Raw genomic sequence first — 16,112 nt, 5'->3', positions numbered from 1 at the left:
TCCTCAGGAGACATGATGCAGCCCCCTGGCCGGAAAATGTTAGCCGGGCCGCCCATGGAATTTTCTGGGTCGCTGGACCCAGAACGCTACAGTGAAGCCCATGACGGACTTCTCCGCTCTGCTGAGCGGCCAGACCAGCTGGCGGCGGGAGTTCGCGGCACCGATGCGTGCCTTCCTGCGGACCGAAGCCGGCAGTTCCGGCGTCCTCGCCGCGGCCATCGTGGTCGCCCTGCTGTGGGCCAATGTCGCCCCCGAGCTGTACGACGATTTCTGGCGGACAGAACTGTCCGTCGGCCTCGGGAACAACGTCCTGAGTCTCGACCTACGGGAGTGGATCAACAGCGGTCTGATGACGCTGTTCTTCCTCGTCGTCGGTTTGGAGGCGCGCCGCGAATTCGACCTCGGTGACCTGCGCGAGCGCAGCCGGTTCGTTCTGCCGCTGCTGGCCGGCGTCGCCGGCATGATCGTGCCGGTCCTGATCTATCTCGCCTTCAACCTGGGCGGCGACGGCGCGCACGGCTGGGGTGTCGCGATGTCGACCGACACCGCACTGGCGCTCGGGTTGCTGGCCCTGGTCGGCCGCGGCGTACCCGATCGGATCCGGATCTTCCTGCTGACGGTGTTCGTCGTCGACGACCTCCTCGCGCTGGTCGTGATCGGCGTCGTCTACAGCGAGAACGTCGACCTGATGATGCTGGCGGCGGCGATCGTCGCGTTCGCCATCGTCCTGACGCTCGCCATCTACCGGGTCCGCATCACCTGGCTGTACGTCGTACTCGGAGTCGTCATGTGGGCCGCGTTGCTCACGAGTGGCGTCGACCCCGTCGTCGCCGGACTCGCGATCGGCCTGACGGCAACGGCGTACACGCCGGGGCGTGAGGAACTCGAGCAGGCGACCGGGCTGGTCCGCCTGTTCCGCGAGCAGCCGACGCCCGAACTGGCGCGGTCCGCGACGGTCGGACTGACCGCGACGATCTCACCGAACGAGCGCCTGCAGTTCCTGTACCACCCGTGGACCAGCTACCTGATCGTCCCGCTGTTCGGTCTGGCCAACGCCGGCATCCCGATCGACCTGGACTTCCTCGGCCGGGCGTACACCGCGCCCATCACGCTCGGCATCCTGATCGGGTACGTCGTGGGCAAGCCGGTCGCGGTAATCGGTGTGTCCTGGCTGCTGGACCGCGCCACCGGCGGCCGCTTCCGCCCGCAGGTCGGCTGGGCCGGCGTGATCGGCAGCGGCACCATCGCCGGTATCGGCTTCACCGTGTCGTTGCTGATAGCAACGATTGCCTTCGAGGGGCAGGAGTTGGTGGAGGCCAAGCTCGGCCTGCTGTCGGCGGTCGTGGTGGCGTCCGCCCTGACCTGGCTGGTGTTCCGGACCGCGAAGCTGCTCTCGCCACCGAAGAAGGCGCTGGCGCTCCTCGGCGACGCGGAGCAGTTGGTCGACCTGATCGATCCGGTCGATCCCGAACGCGACCACATCCGCGGTCCGCAGGACGCGTCGGTGACGCTGGTCGAGTACGGCGACTTCGAGTGCCCGTACTGCGGACTGGCGGAGCCTATCGTCCGCGACCTGCTCCTGGACGACGACCTGCGGTACGTCTGGCGCCACCTGCCTCTGAGCGACGTGCACGCGCGGGCGCAGATCGCGGCCGAGGTTTCGGAGGCGGCGGCCGCCCAGGGTGCCTTCTGGGAGATGCACGACCTGCTGCTCGCGAACCAGGACAAGCTGCAGCCGGCCGACCTGCTCGGGTACGCCGGTCAGCTCGGACTCGACACGGACCGGCTGCACGACGAGGTGAAGCGGCACGTCGCGGCGGCCCGGGTCGCACAGGACGTGGAGTCGGCCGATCTGAGCGGTGTCTCCGGGACGCCGACGTTCTTCATCAACGGGCAGCGGCACTACGGCGCGTACGACGTCGACACGCTGAAGGCGGCGATCCATGTGGCCCGGGCGCGGGCGAAGATCAGTCGCCGGGACTGACTGGATCTTGTGGTGCTAGGGCATTTCTGCCACTGTCGCGAGATGGCGCGGATGCCTGACGCTGGTGGCTCCCATGAGCGTTAAGGAGCCCACCATGACCGTTCTGACCTCGGTTGTTCTGCAGACGCCCGCTGCCGGGCGCGACGACGCCGTCGCGCACTTCGCCGGCCGGTTGTCGTTCGAGGCCGACGTTTCCGACGTGGCCGCGGACATCGGTGCCGGGGCCCCAGGCTGGATCCTGATCGACAGCCGCAGCCAGGAGAGCTGGGACCAGGGTCACGTGCCCGGCGCGGTCCACCTGCCGACCCGCGAGATCGCTGCCCGCGCGGCGTCCGTCGTACCCGACGGTGTGACAGTGGTGACGTATTGCTGGGGGCCAGGGTGCAACGGGGCGACCAAGGCGGCGCTGGAGTTCGCCAGGCTCGGGTACCCGGTGAAGGAGATGATCGGCGGGTTCGAGTACTGGACCCGGGAGGGGTTGCCGGTCGAGACGGCCGACGGCATCGAACGCCGGGCGACCGATCCGCTCACCGCCCCGCTCGGGACCGCCTGCGCTTGCTGACCGGGCTCAGAGACCGGCCAGGTAGTCCGCGTTGCCGCGGATGGCGGCCTCGTAGCGCTTGATCTCCGCGCTGTCCACGCGGTCGGCGATGACGAGCAGCAAGGACGCCAGTGCCTTGTCCTTCTGTCCGGCCGCGTGGAGGGTGAGTGCCTTGAACACCCGCAGCGAGTCCGACTCGGGGAATTCCGCGCAGGCCTTCTTGAACACGTCCAGCGAGTCGTCGAACCGGTCGAGGTTGCGCAGCGTGCTGCCGTACTGCAGCAGGCACTTGCGTCGCGTCTCCCCGCTCAACCCGGGCAGCGCGCGCTCGTAGTACTCGATCGCCTTCGCTTCCTGCCCGTCGGTGTCGTACGACCCGCCGACCTCGTACAGCACGTACGGGTTGTTCGGATGCTCGGTCAGCAATTGCTCGAAGAAGTCGATCGTCGGCTGCATGTTCGACCGGTCCCGCCGGCCGAACGCCTCCTCGATCGTCGCGGCCAACTCCGGCGTCAGTTCTGTTGTCACCACTCCATCATGCCGCGTCCGGCGGGACCTGCGGCGTGCGGCGTTGCTGCCAGGGCCACGAGCCGGAGATCTCGACCTCGAGGGCGAAGCTGAGGACGGTCCGGATGACGACGATCAGGCCCAGGATGAGGACGGATTGGGCCGAGGTGTCGACGATGATCGAGCGGATGATGTCGCCGACGATCAGGATCTCCAGGCCGAGGAGGATGACCCGGCCGAGGTTGACGCGCAGGCGCTGGTAGGTGTTCGTGCCGCCCTTCAGTACGTCGTACACGTAGCGGATCAGGACGACCGCGAGGCCGATCGCCATGATGAACACGCCGGCGCCCTCGATCACCCGCGCCACGTCGGCGAACACGGCCTCGAAGTCCACCGTCCACAAGTACCAGTCAGGCGGCCGCCGTGGTGGCTGCCTCGCCGGGCCGGATGTTCTGGTTCAGGTGGAAGACGTTGTCCGGGTCGTACGCCGTCTTGAGCGCGACCAACCGGGCCAGCTTCGCCGGCGGGAACGCTCGGTTGATCGGGTCGCCGTTGAGCGTGTTCACGTAGGCCCCGTTCGCGTACGGCGCCAGCGTCGCGGCGTACTCACGCAACTGGGCGATCCGTGCCTCGTCCTCCGCCGGGTCCTCCCACCGCGTCGCGGTGACGAACTCGAACAGCGTGTCCCGGTGGCTGAACGCAGCATCGTCATCCGGTACGTCGGCGATCGCACCGCCGTACGCCTGCAGGCTCGCAGCCACACCAGGTGTCCGCAGCAACGCACGGATCGCGTCATCCGGCAACGCCTTGAAGTAGTGACCCTTCCAGTAGCGGCGGTAGCGGTGTCCCTGCACGCTGTCGTCCCGACTCTGCAAGGTCAAGTACGGCATCTCCTCGATGGACTCATCCAGCACAGGACCCAGCGCACGGAACGACGGCAGCAGGTTGTAGCCGCCTTTCCCGACCCACACGTACCCGACGGTGACGGTGTCCGCCTTGATCGTCGCGGTGAACGTCGCCTCCCGCGGTGCGTTCGCGTTGAGTTCCCGCCAGCCCCGCAGTACATGGAAACCTGCCGACGCCGGATAGGTGAACTCGGCAACCAACGCCCGCGTCCCGACCTGGTGCAGGCGGAATTCGAACGACGTGACGATCCCGAAGTTCCCGCCACCACCGCGCAGTCCCCAGAACAGCTCCGGGTTCTCCTCGGCACTCGCGCGAACCACCTCGCCGTCCGCCGTGACGACCTCGTACGACGCCACGTTGTCGCAGGCGAGACCGAACTGCCGGGCCAGCCAGCCCATCCCGCCGCCGAGGGTCAGGCCGCCGACGCCGGTGTGCGAGACGTTGCCCGCGGTCGTCGCCAGACCGTGTTCCTGCGCGGCCCGGTCCAGTTCGCCCAGCAAGGCGCCACCCTGGATCCAGGCCAGTTGCCGGTCCGGATCGAACCGGACCGCGTTCATCGGCGTGAGGTCGATCATCAGGCCGCCGTCCGGTACGGCGAGACCGGCGATGTTGTGGCCGCCGCAGCGGACCCCGATCTCGAGTCCGGCCGTCCGCGCGAAGCGGACCGCTGCCACCACGTCCCCGGTGTCGTGACACCGGGCGATCACGGCGGGGCGACGGTCGACCATCGCGTTCCAGACGGTGCGGGCCTCGTCGTAGCCGGCGTCGCCGGCGCGTAGCAGGGTGGTCATCGTTCTGGCTCCTTCGCAGCGGGTTGTGTCCACCACCCTGACAGCGAAGCGGTACTCCGATAAGGTCCAGTTTCGTGAGCCGAATCAGGACCAGTTCAGGCGCCGGTGAGTTGTTGGTCGAGCTCCGCCGGGACGCCGGAGTGCCGCTGCATCAGCAGCTCGAAGGCGGGATCCGGGCTCGCATCCGCGAGGGCCTGCTGCGCGCCGACATCGTGATGCCATCGACCCGCGCGCTGGCGGACGACCTCGGATTGTCGCGTGGCGTCGTGGTCGAGGCCTATCAGCAGTTGGTCGCGGAGGGCTATCTGGTCAGCCGGGGTGGTGGCTACACGCAGGTCGCGCCGGTGGAGATCGTCGAGCCGGACGGCGCGGTCGCGAAGCCGGCCGGGGAGCCGCGGATCGACTTCCGCTACAGCCGTCCGGACGTCTCGCAGTTCCCGCGCGCCGCGTGGCTTCGCTCGATCCGGCGGGTCCTGAACGAGACGCCGTACCAGAGCCTCGCCTATCTCGACGGGCGCGGCACGATCGAGCTGCGCACCGCGCTCGCCGACTACCTCAATCGAGTCCGCGGTACGGCGGCCCGCCCGGAACACATGATGATCTGCAACGGCTTCGCGCAGGGATCGCGATTGCTGCTGCAGGTCCTTGCCGAGCAGGGCTATCGCTGTCTGGCGGTCGAGGATCCGTCCGACAACGATCTGCGCGAGGTGGCTCGAGCGGCCGGTCTCGAGGCGGTCGGCGTACCGGTGCTGGAGTCGGGGATCGATGTCGACGCGCTCGAGCGGTCGGGGGCGGACGTCGTACTGGTGACGGCCGCGCACCAGTTCCCGACCGGCGCGGTCGCGTCGGCGGAGACGCGGGCGGCGCTGGTGGCGTGGGCCGCCGAGGGTGATCGGCTGGTCATCGAGGACGACTACGACGCGGAGTACCGCTACGACCGCGAGCCGATCGGTGCGATGCAGGGCCTAGCGCCGGACCGGGTCGCGTACGCCGGTACGGCGAGCAAAACACTGGCGCCGGGGTTGCGGCTGGGCTGGCTGATCCTGCCGACCAGGCTGGTCGAGCCGATGTCGCGGGCGAAGCTGATGGACGACCGCGGGTCGCCGGTGTTCGACCAGTTGGCGTTCGCGGACTTCGTGGCTCGCGGTGAGTTCGATCGGCATCTGCGCCGGATGCGGCCGCGGTACCGGCTGCTGCGGGACACGCTGGTCGACCGGCTCGCGGCGCGACTACCCGAGCTGGTGCCGGTCGGGATCTCGGCCGGCCTGCATGTGATGACGTTGCTGCCACCGGATCTGACCGAGGCCGACGTCCAGGCGGCGGCGCTCGAACGCGGTCTCGGCGTCTACGGACTGACGCCGTACTGGGTCGCGTCGCGGGGGCCGGCCGGACTGGTCTTCGGGTACGGCGGGCTGACCCAGAAGGCTGTTGTCGAGGGCATCGACCTGCTCGTGGACGCGATCGGGTCCTTACGCAGTCGATGAATAAACTTCCAGTCTCTTGCAATTTGATCCGAGTGGTTCTAGGCTCGGACGGGTGATAACCGCTGCTTGCATCGACAATCTGATGAATCAGGGCTGGCCTGCCGCGCACAGCACCGAGCTGGACGGCTGGCTGGTTCGACGCAACGACGGTGTCACCCTCCGAGCCAACTCGGTGCTGCCCGCGGGTGCGCCGTTCGACCTCGGAAAAGCCTTGGATTATGTGGAAAACCTGTACCAGGCGCACGGCATCACGCCGTCGTTCCAGATCAGCCCGGCGGCCCAGCCGACCGACTTGGACGCCCAGCTCGAGGCGCGCGGCTACGAGGTCCGTAACCCGACGCTGGTGCAGTGCGCCGAGATCGCCGACGTCCTCGCCAAGCTTCCCGAGTCGGACGCCGACGTGAATATTTCCTCGGTGCCCAGCGATCGCTGGATGAAGTGCTGGTGGGCTGTCGACGGTCGCGGCGGCGGTCCGGCCGAGCAGGCGTCCGCCCAGCAGATCCTCGAGCGCGGCCGTGCGCTCTACGCTGTCCTGCCAGGTGCGGCCGAGGACGCCAAGGCGATCGGCCGGCTCGCGCTCGTCGACGACTGGGCCGGCCTCTACTGCCTGGCCGTCGACGAAGGCTTTCGGCGCCAGGGCCTGGCCCGAACCGTCATCCGCGCCTTGTTGCAGGAGGCAACGAACCGGGGTGTCGAGCGCGTCTTCCTCTGCGTCGTCGAGGCCAACACCCCGGCCCGTGCCCTCTACGACCGCCTCGGTTTCCGGACGGTCTCGCAGTACCACTACCGCGTCAGAGCGTGACCTTCCCCAGCAACTCCAGTACGACGAACTTCGCCCCCGTGCGCTCGACCGAGGTACGCAGCGGGGTGAGGTCGGTCCACGGCACGGCCGGCTGATCGATCGGCTTGCCGAAGTCGTCCCAGTGTGTCGCCAGCACCGTGCGCACCGGCTTGATCGTCCGGAGCAGTCGGTCGGTGATGCCGGGCTCGCCGCCTGGTGCGGCGAGGACCACATCGACCTCGAGATCGCGCAGTGCGTTCGGGTCGAAGTTCGCCGTACTCAGACTGAGGATGCGCAGGCCGCCGATCGTGATCACGTACGCGAGCGTGCCGCCCTCGACCAGGTCCTCGATCACCCGCGGCCGGGGCGGTACGGCGTCGAGGCGGTAGCCCGCGAAGGCGTAGTCGTGCCGCTTCCCGCCACAGGAGTGCAGTGAGGGGAAGACCTCGATGGTGAAGCCGTCGAACGCCAGGTACTCACCGCCGCGCACAGGTGACAGCAGGTCGTTCGGCGTCCGCATCGCCCGCAGCAGGTTGACGTGCGACTGGGTGCCGAGGACCGTCGCCTGTGTCTTCTGCGCGACGTACGGTACGTCGGCCATGTGGTCGTAGTGCCCGTGGTGCACGAGGATCGCGTCGGCCGCGGTGAGGTGGCGATCGATCACGGCCTCGTCGATCACCAGTCTGGTCTTGGGGTTCACGCCGTCGGTTGTGAACGTCCCGGTCTCGAAGCGGGTCAGCCACGGATCGGTCAGCACGATGTGCTCGCCGCACCGGATCTGCCACGCGTGGGTGCCGAGCCAGGTGAACTCGACCGGCGTCCGGTCCGTGGGTGCGCTCGCTGTCGGTGCCGCTTCGCTGCGGGTAGCCATTCCGATCACCCCGGTGGCTCCGGCCGCAGCCGCGCCGGTCAGCATGCCTCGACGACTCACCTTCACGCTGTCTCCTCTCGTCGCACTGGGGCTTCAGTCAAGGCCAGGGCCGCGGACCCTGTCGAATATGCTCTTGCGCATGAATCGATTGTCTGGAGATATCGCCGCAGGTCAGCTCGGTCAATGCTGACCGAACGGCATCTGCAGATCTTCATCGCGCTGGCCGAGGAGCACCACTTCGGCGACGCCGCCCGGGTGGTCGGCATCACCCAGCCGCCGCTGTCGCAGGGGCTGCGCCGGCTGGAGGCACTGGTCGGCGCCAAGCTGTTCGAGCGCGGGCAGGGCCGGGTCGAACTGACGCCGGCCGGCGCTGCGTTGCTGCCGTACGCCCGCCGCGCGCTGACCTCGATCGAGGAACTGCGTCAGGCCGCGGTGTCGCGTGATCCAGAAGGACCCGAGATCCGGCTCGGGCTGGCGCCGGAGGTCCCGCCGTCGGCCGGTGCGGCAGTGGCCGCGGCTTGTGGTGCCGCGATTCCGGGGAGCCGGGTGACTGTGGTTTCTGCGCCGACCAGTTCGCTCGTAGGTCAGGTGTCCGCGGGTCGGTTGACGTTGGCCGCCGTACTGCATCCCGCCGTACTCGATGGGCTCGAGGCTGGGCCGGTGACGTTGCTGCCGACGTGGGCACTCGCACCGAAGGCACTCGGTGCGAACGACGGGGAGGAGGTCGCGCTCCGGCGGTTGACCGGCCTGCCGATCGCCGTCCGGCCGCGGGCCGAGGCGCCAGCGGCTCGGGATCTGTTCCTGGACACGCTCGCGCTGCATCGTCCGAACGGCGGCACGGTCGTGGTCACGGACGAGCGGGCCGGGCTCGCGATGGCGGCTGCGGGCCAGGCAATTGTGGTGACCGCGGATCCTTCGCTCACGGCGCCTGGAGTCGGCAGGCATCGCATTGTCGACAATCCACTCCCGGTGCGACTGCGCCTGGTGTGGTCCCGGACGCGTACGCCGTTCCTCCGCCCGGCGGATGTGATGGCTCAGTTGACCGATGCGATGGTGGCGTCATGAGCGCCCGGATCCGCGCGGTCTTCGAGGACGCCGGCGTTCGCGGCTGGATGCACGCTGTCGCGCTCGACTCGCCGGATTCGACGGTCGAGGTCGACGCGGACACCGTCGTGCCGATGGCGTCGGTCTACAAGGTGCCGTTGCTCGCGGGCTTCTGCCGGCTGGTCGATCTGGGCGAGGTCGATCCGCGGCGGCAGCTGACGCTGGACCCGTCGACGCGGACGGCCGGACCGACCGGGTTGTCGATCCTGGCGGACCCAGTGACGATGTCGCTGCGGGACCTGGCGGTGTCGATGATGACCGTGTCCGACAACGCCTCCGCGGACGCGTTGCTGGATGTGGTCGGTCTGCAACGGCTGGCGGAGCTACTGGAGTCCTTCGGTTTGAAACGAACCTGGGTACGACGGGGGACCGCGGGCAACCTGCGTGACCTGCAGCGCCGGACCGGGGTGGACGATCCGGACGCGGCACTCGCCGTACTGGCCGACAACGATCAGACCGATCCGGCCGGCGTCTATGAGGCGGCGAACGCGTCGGCGAGCAGCCCGCGCGACCTGACGACACTGCTGCGGGGGTTGTGGACGGGGGAGTTGCTCTCGGAGGAGCAGACGGGGTTCGTCCGGGCGACGATGCATCGGCAACTGTTCATGCACCGGCTGGCGTCCGGCTTCCCGCACGACGGCGTACGCGTCGCGGGGAAGACCGGGACGTTCGGAGCCTTGCGGCATGAGGTTGCGGTCGTGACGCTGCCGGGCGGCGCTGCCTTTGCGATCGCCGTGTTCACGCTCGCTGCGCGCGGCGACTTCCGCCAGCCCAGGGTCGACGCCGCGATCGGCGAGGCCGCTCGGGTCGCCGTCGACCTGTTGCGTTAGACGATCGCGTAGGCCTCGACCTCGAGCAGGGCGTCGGGGCTGAAGAGTGCGACCACCTGGACCGCGGTGCCCGCGGGCGGGTTGGTGGTGTCGACGTACGCGTCGCGGGCAGCGCGGATCGCCGGCAGGTAGGCGATGTCGGTGACGAAGAAGTTCAGCTTGACCACGTCGGCGAAGGTGGCACCGGCGGCCTTCAGGCACGCGTCCAGATTCGCGAACACCTGCCGCGCCTGGGCGGCCGGGTCGCCGACGCCGACGAACGCGCCGTCGGCGTCCAGTGCGACCTGCCCGGCGATCGCCACCCACTGTCCGGGGCCGGTCACGACATGGCTGTAACCGTTGCCTGGGGCAACACCTTCCGGTTGCGGGTGTGAGAGCTTGCTCAAGAGTTCCTCCAGAGTCGGTTGGTCCGCACTCAGGTATACAACGCCTTGGCGAGGAAGTCGCCGACGAGTCGCTGCATCCCGGCGTCGAAGCGGTGCCGGCCGGGGAGCCAGACGCCTTCGTAGCTGCCGGGGCCGTAGTGGAAGTGTTCGGTGAGTTCACGGTCGGCGTCGTGCATGCCGGCCGGGCTGAACAGTTCGTCGTCCTCGGCGTACACGACGAGTTGCTGGTGGCGGGCGCGGCCGGCGGCGAGGGTCGGGTGATCGAGGTGCCGGGCCAGGCCGGGAGTCGAGAACAGCCACGAGTGGACGTCGACGTACGACGGAATGAGCCCGGCGAAGGTGGTCATCATGCAGACCACGGCCGACGCTTCGATGCCGGGATCGAGCGCGGTGAGGATCGCCGCGCGGCCACCACCGCCGGACAAGCCGAAGACCCCGACCTGTTCCACGCCGTCGATTCCGCGCAACACGCTGAGCGCGGTCAGGTCGTCGTACGCGACCATGCCGGCCAGCGACGTACCGAGAATCCCGGCAGCCTTCGCCACCGTGTGCTCGTGAACGGCCGCGGCGACGTCGTACGACTCGTCGTCCTCGGCCGGCAGCTCGAAGCGGCGGGAACCCCAGGCGAAGGTGTCATGACACAGCACCACGAAGCCCGCGCGGGCGAGCACACCGGCGGCGGCCTGACCCTCGTACAGGTCCGCGCGGACCCTGACCGCGACCCGGCTGGGCCGCGGTACGTCGACCAGCCGCTCGGCACCGATCGACTTCACCCCGGCATGGCAGTGCAGACCGAGCAGGCCCGCCCGCGGCGCTCGCCCGGCCGGTCGGAGCAACCACGCACGCGTCGGCGGTCCGAACGGCGTGGTCCACTGGAGTTCACTGGTGTGGACGCCATCCGCCTGCCACTCGTCCACGGTGCGCACTGCGGGCACGGCGCCGGGCTCCGGTACGCCGAGCAGTCCGGCGACCTTGGTGGTCAGTTCGTCCCCGGTCAGTGGCAGGGTGTCCCGGACGAAGTCCGGCCAGTCGTCGTACCCGCCCAGTGCACTGGGTCTCACGCCACCTCACAGGGGTTGAGAAACCGGTTTCTTTCCTGAGAAGGTAACACAGTGGCCGAGGCTCGAATAGGCTTCGGAAGGCGGTTTCCCAACCGGGCGGGGATTAACGGAAGACGGCGCATGGGCAGGACACCGAAGGACTCGATCACGATCGCCGATGTCGCGCGGGCGGCGGAGGTGTCCAGGGCGACCGTCTCGCGGGTGATGAACGGGCGCCTGACCGTCGCCCCGGACATCGCCGAACGCGTTCGCGCCGCCGCCGACAGGTTGAACTACCGGCCCAGCGATCTGGCCCGCAGCCTGTCGCTCGGCCGCACCAACATGGTCGCGCTGGTCGTCCCGGATCTGGCCAACCCGCTGTTCCAGCAGGTCCTGCGTGGCATCACGAACGCCTCGGCCGCGGCCGGCTACCGGGTGCTGGTCGCCGAGACCGACGAGGACCCGGCCGCCGAGGCGGGGATCGCTCTTGCGGCGCGCCGACGCTGCGATGCGTTGATCATGGTGTCGCCGCGGCTCGACGAGGAGAGCCTGCTCGAACTGCTGCCGCAGGTCCAGCCGGTGATTCTGGTCAACCGGCCAGGCCCGGCCGAGGTCGCCAGCGTCGCGGTCGACTACGGCCGCGCGGTGCGGATCGTGGTGAACCACCTGGTCGGTCTCGGGCACCGTCGGCTCGCGTTCCTGGCCGGTCCGCCGGCCAGTGCGTCCAACCAGGCCCGGCTGCGGTCGCTGGACATCGTGCAGCGGGAGATCCCGGATCTCGAGCTCGTCCGGCTGGACTGCGGCTGGTCGATCGAGGACGGGTACGCCGCGGTCGAGCGGGTGCTGGAGTCCCGCGTGACGGCCGTTGTCGCGTTCAACGATCTGGTCGCCTTCGGGTTGCTTGCCCGGCTCAACGAAGTGGGCGTCGCCGTACCGGCCGATGTGTCGGTCGCCGGGATGGACGACATCGGGTTGTCGCGGTTCGCCGTACCTTCGCTGACGACGGTGCGGGTCCCGCAGCAGGAGCTGGGGGAGCTGGCCTGGCGTCGGTTGTACGCCGCGATCTCCGGTGCGGATGCCGAAGTGGACGGCGTACCGGATCTTCGGCTGGCGGTGCGGGCGAGCACGGGTCCGGTGCCGCAGGCAACGCAGCCGACCGGGGATGCTCCGGGTGAGCGGGTCGGATGGCAGCAGCAGGGGGACAGGTTCGTGCTCGGCGGCGATTCCTTGCCGCTCGCGCATTACGAGTTCGGACGGCGAATGCCGCAGGTGCATTCGCCTCGGCCCTACCTGCATCCCGTGCGGACGCTCGGCGGTCACCCGCTCACCGAGGTCAGCCCGGTCGATCACCGGCACCACTACGGTGTCTCGCTGGCCGTTGCCGGAGTCAACGGTACGTCGCATTGGGGCGGACGGACCTTCCTCCCGGACCGCGGACCGACGCTGCTCCCGAACCACGGTCAGCAACGCAGCCGTGGCGTCAGCGTCGACGGCAACACCCTGACCGACGAGGTGACCTGGTACGACGAACAGGGCCGCCCGCAACTCGCGGAGCGCCGGCTCCTCCGCGGAGCGCTGGCCGAAGGCGGTTGGCGCCTCGACTGGGAGAGCATCTTCACCGCCCGCTACGGCCCGGTGCGCATCGACAGCCCGGCCACCACGGGCCGCGCCGGCGCCGGGTACGGCGGTATCTTCTGGCGCCTTCCAACGGTCGAAATCACAACTGTCCTCAGCGATTCCGGCGAGGGGACCGACGCAGCCTACGGATCGACCAGCCGTTGGCTGGCTTTCATCCAGCAACGCGCCGACGCTTTCACCACGCTGCTTCTGTTCCAGCCGGGTGATGTCCGTCCGTGGTTCCTACGCTCCGAGGACTACGTCGGTGCCGGTCCTGCTCTGGCCTGGGATGGCGCCCTGGATCTGCAGCCAGAGCAGGCGGTCTCGTTCTCCCTGAGCGCACTGCTCCTCGACCACCCGCTGGACTTGTCCCAAGCCCGCACCCTGATGGGTCGCCTGCTTTAGCCGAAGGACGCGATGCCCGTCACCGGGGAGGACGCGAGGGCGGAGTGCCAGCGGCGGGGGACCCGGCCGGCTAGGCGGGCGGCGCGGCCGGCGGCGACCGCGTCGCGCATCGCGGCCGCCATCAGGGCAGGCTTCTCCGCGCGCGTGACTGGGGTGGCGAGCATGACTGCGTCACACCCGAGCTCCATGGCCAGCGCCGCGTCGCTCGCCGTACCGATTCCGGCGTCGACGATCACCGGGACGTTCGCGGCCTCGGCGATCAGCGCGAGGTTGTGGGGGTTGCGGATCCCGAGCGCGGAACCGATGGGCGCCGCCAACGGCATCACCGCCGCACATCCCGCTTGCTCGAGGCGGCGGGCGAGGATCGGGTCGTCGTTCGTGTACGGGAGCACGGTGAAACCGTCGGCCACCAAGGTGTCCACGGCATCCAGCAACTCGACCGGGTCGGGCATCAGCAAGTGGTCGTCGGCAACGACCTCGACCTTGATCAGGTCGGTCTGCAAGGCCTCCCTCGCCATCCGCGCGGTGAGCACGGCCTCCGCGGCGGTGTGACAACCGGCTGTGTTCGGCAGCACTTCGATACCGTGCTTCGCCAGTACGTCGAGGACCGAGCCCTCGTGGCCGGTGCCGAGCCGGCGCATCGCGACCGTGGTCAGTTGGGTGCCGGAGGCAAGCAATGCCTCCTCCATCACTTCCAGGTTGGCCGAACCGCCCGTCCCCATGATGAGACGCGAGGTGTACGTCCGGCCACCGAGCTCCAGTGCGTCGTCCATGTCAGCCGCCCTGTACCGCGCTGACGATCTCGACCCGGTCGCCCGGTTTGAGCGTGGTACCGGCCCACTCGCTGCGCGTGAGCACGGTCTGGTTGACAGCGACCGCGATCCCGGTGGTGCGGTCGGAGTACTCCTGGATCAGGTCGGCAACGGACTTCCCCGGTGCGACCGTGGTCTCTGTACCGTTCACCCAGACGGATTCCTGCATCGCTTCCTCCCTACGCCGGAATTACCCGATTCAGGTTCAGCGGTCGGCGACGCCGTACACAGTCGCCCTCTCAGCCCGCTCCGGTGCGAGCTCCCGCGGCAGTTCGACACTAACCACCAGAGGCGATCGAGACAACCCAGGCTCAGGCGATGCGGTTGGCCGTGAGCTCCAGGTGGAGGTCCAGTTTCTGGGCGACCATGAGGTTGACGGCCGCGTTCCAGCTCACCGACCAGCGCTTGCGCAGCAGCGGAAGCGACCCTGTGAACGCGACCCCGTCGTCGGTGCCCGTCAGTTCCAGCGGTACGACGACCGGCCGCGTGGCGCCACGGATCGTGAGATTCCCCGTCACCGTGAACGTCGTCACACCGGTCTGGCTCACCTTCGTGGACCTGAACCTGATCGACGGATACGTCTCCGCGTCGAGGAAGTGCTCACGCAGCGCGGCATCCCGCCGCCGGTCGCCGGTCTGGATGCTGTCCGCCTGAATCGTCAGATCCGCCGTCGACCGGCTCGGATCCTCCCCATCCAGCCGAAGCACCCCACGGAACACCTCGAACTTCCCAGGAACCCGAGGCCCAACCGTGTGCCGCGCCGTGAAACCCAACCTCGACCGCGCCGCATCCACCGCGTAGTCCCCAGTCAATTCCTTCAACATCGTCGTCGTAGTCATACACGTACGACGAGACCGCCATCCGAACTGTCAGGCCTCAGGACCAGGCGGAGAAGGGCGAGGCTCGCGAGGGCGGCGACGAAGGTCGGGACCGTCCACCAGCCGAGGGCGTGGTAGAGGCGTACGGCGGTCCAGGAGCCGAGGCTGCCGGCGGAGTAGGCGCAGACCATGTACGCCGTGTTCATGGCGCTGCGCCGGCCGGGGTCGAGTTGGTACATCCGGGTGACGTTCGCGACCATCCCCGACTGCATCGACACATCGAGGACGAGTACGCCGGCCACGAGGAGCGTGAGTCCCAGCGCACCACCGGCGTACGCACCCAGCATGAGTACGGCGGCGAGAACAGTTCCGACCAGGATCCAGGCCGTCACGGCATCCGGCGTACGGCGATCGACGATGCGACCGGTCCACGGGACGACGGCCATGGTGGCGATCGCGACCAGACTGATCCAGCCGAGTGCGCCGGCCCCGAGGCCGAAGGAATCCTGCAGGACGAGGACCAAGGTCGCCCAGGTGCCGGTGAAGCCCGCGAACGTACAGGCCTGGTAGAACGCCGATCGACGCAGACCGCTGCGCAACCTCAGTTGGTCGAAGGGCCGGCGCAGGTACTGCGGGAACTCCGCCGGCTCGACGTGCACCGGCACGGGCAGTCGAGTCCACGCGACCGTGGCGCACACCAGAGCCAGTACGGCGGCACCCAGGTAGGCGTACCGCCATGAATACTCCTCGCCCAGGAACCCGGCGATCGCACGCGACAGGATCATCCCGGGGATGCCCACGCTGAGCAGGATGCTGTTGATGCTGCCCAATCGCCGCGAACCGGTCATACCCGCGACGTACGGACCGATCACCGGCGATGCCACCGTCGCACAGCCCATCAGGAACGACGCGATCACCAGGACCGGCAACGACGGTGCCGCCGCGGCTGCGATCGCAAAGACCGCGACGCCGGCGAACAGGATGGTCAGCAGCCGCCGCTGCGCCCCGGTGTCACCCAGCGGTACGACGGTCAGGATGCCAACGGCGTACCCGGCCTGCGGCGCGGTCACGACCAGCGCCGTGTCCGACAGCGGTACGTGCAGCGACGCGGCGACGGATGGCAGCAGCGCCTGCGGGAAGTAGACAGTCCCGACGCCGACCGCCGAGCACACGGCCAGTACGCCGAGCAACGTCGTGCGCGGTCGCGCGTCGACGGCAATCTCGATCCTCATGCC

The 16,112-nt window shown here is 68.9% G+C and carries 17 protein-coding genes and 1 riboswitch; of the genes, 7 read left to right on the top strand and 10 right to left on the bottom strand.

Translation table 11 applies throughout. The annotated features are described in order from the left end of the window. The first annotated feature begins 100 nt into the window (after positions 1-100). Together nhaA and OG817_RS33580 are read left to right on the top strand one after the other, a co-directional pair. Positions 101-1,984 carry a Na+/H+ antiporter NhaA gene (gene nhaA, locus OG817_RS33585; RefSeq protein WP_406048761.1) on the top strand — a complete coding sequence of 628 codons (1,884 nt, stop codon included), beginning with the start codon at positions 101-103 and terminating at the stop codon, positions 1,982-1,984. Positions 1,985-2,078: 94 nt separating this feature from the next. Then, the gene (locus tag OG817_RS33580; protein WP_406048760.1) at positions 2,079-2,546 is read left to right on the top strand and encodes a rhodanese-like domain-containing protein; all 468 of its coding nucleotides are present in this window, start codon (positions 2,079-2,081) and stop codon (positions 2,544-2,546) included. Positions 2,547-2,552: 6 nt separating this feature from the next. On the opposite strand, the gene OG817_RS33575 is transcribed toward OG817_RS33580, so the two are convergent. The 3 genes from OG817_RS33575 to OG817_RS33565 are packed head-to-tail and all read right to left on the bottom strand — an operon-like array spanning position 2,553 to position 4,729. Then, on the bottom strand, positions 2,553-3,053 hold the full coding sequence (locus tag OG817_RS33575; protein ID WP_396391233.1) for a tetratricopeptide repeat protein: 501 nt from the start codon (positions 3,051-3,053) through the stop codon (positions 2,553-2,555). A gap of 7 nt (positions 3,054-3,060) precedes the next feature. After that, entirely contained in the window at positions 3,061-3,426 is a 366-nt protein-coding gene (locus OG817_RS33570) for a DUF1622 domain-containing protein (protein ID WP_406048758.1), read from the bottom strand. A 16-nt stretch (positions 3,427-3,442) separates the two neighbouring features. Then, complete coding sequence (locus tag OG817_RS33565) at positions 3,443-4,729, bottom strand: FAD-binding oxidoreductase (protein WP_406048757.1); 1,287 nt, start codon at positions 4,727-4,729, stop codon at positions 3,443-3,445. Positions 4,730-4,803: 74 nt separating this feature from the next. Here OG817_RS33565 and OG817_RS33560 point away from each other — a divergent pair, with 74 nt between their 5' ends. Then, positions 4,804-6,213 carry a PLP-dependent aminotransferase family protein gene (locus OG817_RS33560; protein ID WP_406048755.1) on the top strand — a complete coding sequence of 470 codons (1,410 nt, stop codon included), beginning with the start codon at positions 4,804-4,806 and terminating at the stop codon, positions 6,211-6,213. 52 nt (positions 6,214-6,265) lie between these two features. Then, positions 6,266-7,015 carry a GNAT family N-acetyltransferase gene (locus tag OG817_RS33555; protein ID WP_406048754.1) on the top strand — a complete coding sequence of 250 codons (750 nt, stop codon included), beginning with the start codon at positions 6,266-6,268 and terminating at the stop codon, positions 7,013-7,015. Here OG817_RS33555 and OG817_RS33550 read toward each other — a convergent pair. Next, the gene (locus OG817_RS33550; RefSeq protein ID WP_406048753.1) at positions 7,005-7,931 is read right to left on the bottom strand and encodes an MBL fold metallo-hydrolase; all 927 of its coding nucleotides are present in this window, start codon (positions 7,929-7,931) and stop codon (positions 7,005-7,007) included. The two genes, OG817_RS33555 and OG817_RS33550, sit on opposite strands and share 11 nt — an antisense overlap. Positions 7,932-8,048: 117 nt before the next feature. On the opposite strand from OG817_RS33550, the gene OG817_RS33545 reads away from it, so the two are divergent. Then, positions 8,049-8,930 (top strand): LysR family transcriptional regulator, encoded by an 882-nt coding sequence (locus OG817_RS33545; protein ID WP_406048752.1) that lies wholly within the window; start codon positions 8,049-8,051, stop codon positions 8,928-8,930. Continuing rightward, complete coding sequence (locus tag OG817_RS33540; protein WP_406048750.1) at positions 8,927-9,799, top strand: serine hydrolase; 873 nt, start codon at positions 8,927-8,929, stop codon at positions 9,797-9,799. Before OG817_RS33545 ends, OG817_RS33540 begins: the two co-directional genes overlap by 4 nt. Here OG817_RS33540 and OG817_RS33535 read toward each other — a convergent pair. Together OG817_RS33535 and OG817_RS33530 are read right to left on the bottom strand one after the other, a co-directional pair. Further along, a complete protein-coding gene (locus OG817_RS33535; protein WP_406048748.1) occupies positions 9,796-10,185 on the bottom strand; it encodes a RidA family protein in 390 nt (129 codons plus the stop codon). The genes OG817_RS33540 and OG817_RS33535 overlap by 4 nt on opposite strands. Positions 10,186-10,214: 29 nt before the next feature. Then, positions 10,215-11,246 (bottom strand): hypothetical protein, encoded by a 1,032-nt coding sequence (locus tag OG817_RS33530; RefSeq protein ID WP_406048747.1) that lies wholly within the window; start codon positions 11,244-11,246, stop codon positions 10,215-10,217. Between the two features lie 120 nt (positions 11,247-11,366). Here OG817_RS33530 and OG817_RS33525 point away from each other — a divergent pair, with 120 nt between their 5' ends. After that, positions 11,367-13,247, top strand: coding sequence for a DUF6807 family protein (locus tag OG817_RS33525; RefSeq protein ID WP_406048746.1), 1,881 nt, complete (start codon positions 11,367-11,369; stop codon positions 13,245-13,247). Here the strand turns inward: OG817_RS33525 and OG817_RS33520 are convergent. From OG817_RS33520 to OG817_RS33505, 4 genes are all read right to left on the bottom strand, one after another. Further along, positions 13,244-14,020 (bottom strand): thiazole synthase, encoded by a 777-nt coding sequence (locus OG817_RS33520; RefSeq protein WP_406048745.1) that lies wholly within the window; start codon positions 14,018-14,020, stop codon positions 13,244-13,246. The two genes, OG817_RS33525 and OG817_RS33520, sit on opposite strands and share 4 nt — an antisense overlap. 1 nt (position 14,021) lies before the next feature. After that, complete coding sequence (thiS, locus tag OG817_RS33515; protein ID WP_360442968.1) at positions 14,022-14,228, bottom strand: sulfur carrier protein ThiS; 207 nt, start codon at positions 14,226-14,228, stop codon at positions 14,022-14,024. Beyond that, positions 14,219-14,335, bottom strand: a riboswitch (TPP riboswitch). Its footprint overlaps the gene before it by 10 nt. 35 nt (positions 14,336-14,370) lie before the next feature. Further along, positions 14,371-14,883 (bottom strand): YceI family protein, encoded by a 513-nt coding sequence (locus OG817_RS33510; RefSeq protein WP_406057564.1) that lies wholly within the window; start codon positions 14,881-14,883, stop codon positions 14,371-14,373. 11 nt (positions 14,884-14,894) lie between these two features. After that, a complete protein-coding gene (locus OG817_RS33505) occupies positions 14,895-16,109 on the bottom strand; it encodes an MFS transporter (protein WP_406048744.1) in 1,215 nt (404 codons plus the stop codon). Between the last annotated feature and the right edge of the window lie 3 nt (positions 16,110-16,112).

This window comes from Kribbella sp. NBC_00889 (genome assembly GCF_045207705.1).
Lineage (GTDB): Bacteria > Actinomycetota > Actinomycetes > Propionibacteriales > Kribbellaceae > Kribbella.
This window is presented reverse-complemented; position numbering and strand designations above follow the sequence as displayed.

Bases quoted from the DNA above. Each gene is read 5' to 3' on its own strand.
- thiS (WP_360442968.1), bottom strand. From the start codon at position 14,228: ATGCAGGAATCCGTCTGGGTGAACGGTACAGAGACCACGGTCGCACCG.
- OG817_RS33580 (WP_406048760.1), top strand. From the start codon at position 2,079: ATGACCGTTCTGACCTCGGTTGTTCTGCAGACGCCCGCTGCCGGGCGC.
- nhaA (WP_406048761.1), top strand. From the start codon at position 101: ATGACGGACTTCTCCGCTCTGCTGAGCGGCCAGACCAGCTGGCGGCGG.
- OG817_RS33545 (WP_406048752.1), top strand. From the start codon at position 8,049: ATGCTGACCGAACGGCATCTGCAGATCTTCATCGCGCTGGCCGAGGAG.
- OG817_RS33540 (WP_406048750.1), top strand. From the start codon at position 8,927: ATGAGCGCCCGGATCCGCGCGGTCTTCGAGGACGCCGGCGTTCGCGGC.
- OG817_RS33505 (WP_406048744.1), bottom strand. From the start codon at position 16,109: ATGAGGATCGAGATTGCCGTCGACGCGCGACCGCGCACGACGTTGCTC.
- OG817_RS33520 (WP_406048745.1), bottom strand. From the start codon at position 14,020: ATGGACGACGCACTGGAGCTCGGTGGCCGGACGTACACCTCGCGTCTC.
- OG817_RS33510 (WP_406057564.1), bottom strand. From the start codon at position 14,883: ATGTTGAAGGAATTGACTGGGGACTACGCGGTGGATGCGGCGCGGTCG.
- OG817_RS33525 (WP_406048746.1), top strand. From the start codon at position 11,367: ATGGGCAGGACACCGAAGGACTCGATCACGATCGCCGATGTCGCGCGG.
- OG817_RS33565 (WP_406048757.1), bottom strand. From the start codon at position 4,729: ATGACCACCCTGCTACGCGCCGGCGACGCCGGCTACGACGAGGCCCGC.